This is a genomic window from Sphingomonas sp. MJ1 (PH-R8), assembly GCF_048058635.1.
Taxonomy (GTDB): domain Bacteria; phylum Pseudomonadota; class Alphaproteobacteria; order Sphingomonadales; family Sphingomonadaceae; genus Sphingomonas.
The window spans coordinates 1-3073 of sequence record NZ_JBBEFX010000036.1; the positions used below are offsets into that span (position 1 = coordinate 1).

At 69.1% G+C, this 3073-nt stretch carries 4 protein-coding genes; all 4 read left to right on the forward strand.

Annotated features, from left to right (window positions below; all coding sequences use genetic code 11):
* The first annotated feature begins 122 nt into the window (after positions 1-122).
* The 4 genes from tnpA (at position 123) to VPH46_RS16030 (ending at position 3046) form a co-directional block, all read left to right on the forward strand.
* Positions 123-497, forward strand: coding sequence for an IS66-like element accessory protein TnpA (gene tnpA / locus VPH46_RS16015; RefSeq protein ID WP_416612817.1), 375 nt, complete (start codon positions 123-125; stop codon positions 495-497).
* Entirely contained in the window at positions 494-841 is a 348-nt protein-coding gene (gene tnpB, locus VPH46_RS16020; RefSeq protein WP_416612819.1) for an IS66 family insertion sequence element accessory protein TnpB, read from the forward strand. The genes tnpA and tnpB overlap by 4 nt, the downstream gene beginning before the upstream one ends.
* Before the next feature lie 61 nt (positions 842-902).
* Positions 903-2447, forward strand: coding sequence for an IS66 family transposase (gene tnpC, locus VPH46_RS16025; RefSeq protein WP_416612821.1), 1545 nt, complete (start codon positions 903-905; stop codon positions 2445-2447).
* On the forward strand, positions 2444-3046 hold the full coding sequence (locus VPH46_RS16030; protein ID WP_416612823.1) for a plasmid pRiA4b ORF-3 family protein: 603 nt from the start codon (positions 2444-2446) through the stop codon (positions 3044-3046). Before tnpC ends, VPH46_RS16030 begins: the two co-directional genes overlap by 4 nt.
* Positions 3047-3073 lie beyond the last annotated feature (27 nt).

The following is a 3073-nucleotide window of genomic DNA, read 5'->3' on the forward strand; positions in this document are numbered from 1 at the left end:
GTAAGCGTGGCCTGCGGGCCGCCTTGCCCGTCCGGCTGTAGCTGGGATTCTTGTCGTCTTTGACGAGGACGCAGGCGGTGCGGGAAGTTTTCGGGTCTGAGACTGGTCATACGAGCGCTCGTATGACTGGTCGCGTGGAGGTGGTCGGCCGGGTGTCGGGCCGGCGGAGCTGGTCGGACGCGGAGAAGCTGGAGATACTGGCTGAGGCGTTCCGGCCTGGCGTGCGGGTTCGTGATGTCATCGCGCGGCGTGAGGTGTCGAGCAGCCTGATCTACACGTGGCGCAAGCAGGCGCGACTGGGCAAGCTGGGTGGGGTCGTGCCTGCGCTGCCGGCATTCGCCGAGGTACGCGTGGCCGAGGTCGCCGCTCCTGCACCGCAGCCGGCGACATCCGCGCCCGGCATCATCTGCATCGAGTTGCCGGGCGGCATGCGGGTAAGCGTGGACGGCTCGGTGGATGCAGGAGCCCTGGCGCGGGTGCTGTCGGTGCTGCGATGAGCCCGGCGCCATTGCCGACGCGGGTGTTCCTGGCCTGCGGCGTGACCGACATGCGCAAAGGGTTCGACGGGCTGGCGGTGCTGGTCCAGCAGGTGCTGGCGAAGAACCCGCATTCCGGCGCGCTGTTCGCATTCCGGGGCAAGCGTGGTCATCTGGTCAAGCTGCTGTGGTTCGACGGCCAGGGCTTGTGCCTGTTTTCGAAGCGGCTCGACCGCGGCCGGTTCGTCTGGCCGGTAACCGCGACCGGCACGGTGACGCTCACGTCGGCGCAGCTGTCGATGCTGCTGGAGGGCATCGACTGGCGCCGGCCCGAGCGGACGTTCGTGCCGACGCTGGCGGGCTGAAAACGACGGTTTGGCGTGAGTTCTTCTCGCCCGAGAGGGTGCGATCTGCTATGGATTCCGGGTGTCGGAAGCGCCCGTTTCCCCTGCTGATGCGACCGCGAGGATCGCCGCGCTGGAGGCCTCGCTCGCCCGGGCCAATGCCGCGCTCGCTGCCCGCGACCTGCTCATTGACACGCTGCGCGGGCAGATCGCCCGGCTGCGACGGATGCAGTTCGGCGCCTCGTCCGAGAAGCTGGGCCGCGAGATCGAACAGCTCGAACTCGCCCTGGAAGAGCTGGAAGCGGAGCGCGATGGTCCTGCGGCCGAGACGGCCACGCCCGGACCAGAACCGCGCCCGGTCCCCGTTCGCAGCCTGCCTGGTCACCTGCCGCGCGAGGAGGTCGTCCACGAGCCGGCGTCCGGTGTCTGCACCTGCCCGGACTGCGGTGGTGCGCTTCGCCGGCTGGGCATGGACGCGAACGAGATGCTCGATATCGTGCCGGTGCGCTGGCGGGTCGTGCGCAACGTTCGCCCCAAATACAGCTGCCGGGTTTGCGAGAAGATCGTCCAGGCACCCGCGCCGGTCAGCGCTGTCGCGCGCGGGCGAGCGACGTTCGCGACGCTGGCCCACGTCGTCGTCGCCAAGTTCGACCACCATCTGCCGCTGTACCGCCAGGCCGAGATGATGGCCGCGCAGGGTCTCGACATCGACCGCTCGACGCTGGCCGGCTGGACCGGACAGGCCGCAGTCCTGCTCGACCCGGTGGTCACTCGTATCCGCGACGAGGTGCTCAAGGCCGACAAGATCCACGCCGACGACACGCCGGTGCCGGTGCTCGACCCCGGCCGGGGCAAGACCGCGACCGGGCGGCTGTGGGTATACGCGGCCGATGACCGCGCGTCCGGCAGCACGGCGCCGCCCGCGACCTGGTATCGCTTCACACCCGACCGGACCGCCGCGCACCCACAGGCGCATCTCGCCGGCTTTAGCGGCTTCCTCCAGGCCGACGCCTATGCCGGTTATGACGGGCTGTACCGCAGCGGTGTCACCGAGGTAGCGTGCTGGGCGCATTACCGGCGCAAGGTGTTCGACCTGCACGAGCGCATCCCCACGCCGCTGACCACCGACATCCTCGAGCGCATCGGCGCACTCTATGCCGTCGAAGCCGAGGTGCGCGGCCAGCCACCGGATGTCCGGCACCGAGTGCGACAGGACCGAACCAGGCCGTTGGTCGGCGCCTTGCGCGAGGTGCTCGACGCTGCCTTTCGCCGCCTGTCGCCCAAGTCCGATATGGCTAGGGCCATCGCCTATGGCACCAAGCGCTGGCCGGCGCTGTGCCGCTTCCTCGACGATGGCCGCCTGGAGATCGACAACAACATCGCCGAGCGTGCCCTGCGCGGCGTCGCCGTTGGTCGCCGCAACTGGCTGTTCGCCGGCTCCAGGGCGGGCGGCGAGCGTGCCGCCGCGATCTACACCGTGATCCAGACCTGCAAGGCCAACGGCGTCGACCCGCAGACGTACATCGCCGACGTCATCGCCAGGGTCGCCGACGACTGGCCTGCCAACCGCTGGGACGAACTCATGCCGTGGAACTGGGCTCGCGAACCTGCCAGACTGGCGGCATGAGCGCCGAAACCATCGCCCGCCTGCACCTCGTCCTGGACGACATCGAACCCGCCATTTGGCGCCGGGTCGACGTGCCGGTCACCGCCAGCCTCAAGATGCTCCACGACGTCGTCCAGGCCGCGATGGGCTGGGAGAACTGCCACCTCTGGCACTTCGAGGCCGGCGACCGGCGCTACGGCGTGCCGGATCCGATGTGGCCGGAGAGCGGTATGGCCGCCGCCAAGAACGTGAAGCTCGCCGCCCTCATCGACCGGGGCGTGCAAGAACTCGTCTACACCTACGACATGGGCGACGACTGGCGGCACACCATCACCGTGGAAACGGTCGGCCCCGGCGAGCCTGACGTCAAATACCCGCGCTTCGTCGCCGGCGAACGGCGCTGTCCACCCGAGGATGTCGGTGGCTTGCCCGGATACGAGATGTTCCTGGACGCCATGGCCGACCCTGCCCACGCGGAACATGAGCGCCTGCGCGACTGGTATGGCGGCCCGTACAACCCCGATGACATCGATGAACGCTTCACCAGACGCGCCGTTGCCGCCATCGCCATCCGCCGCCATGCCGGGAAGCTCGCCTACGAGAAGAGCCGCCCGCAATAGCAAGGCGGCCTACCGGCCACGCTTACC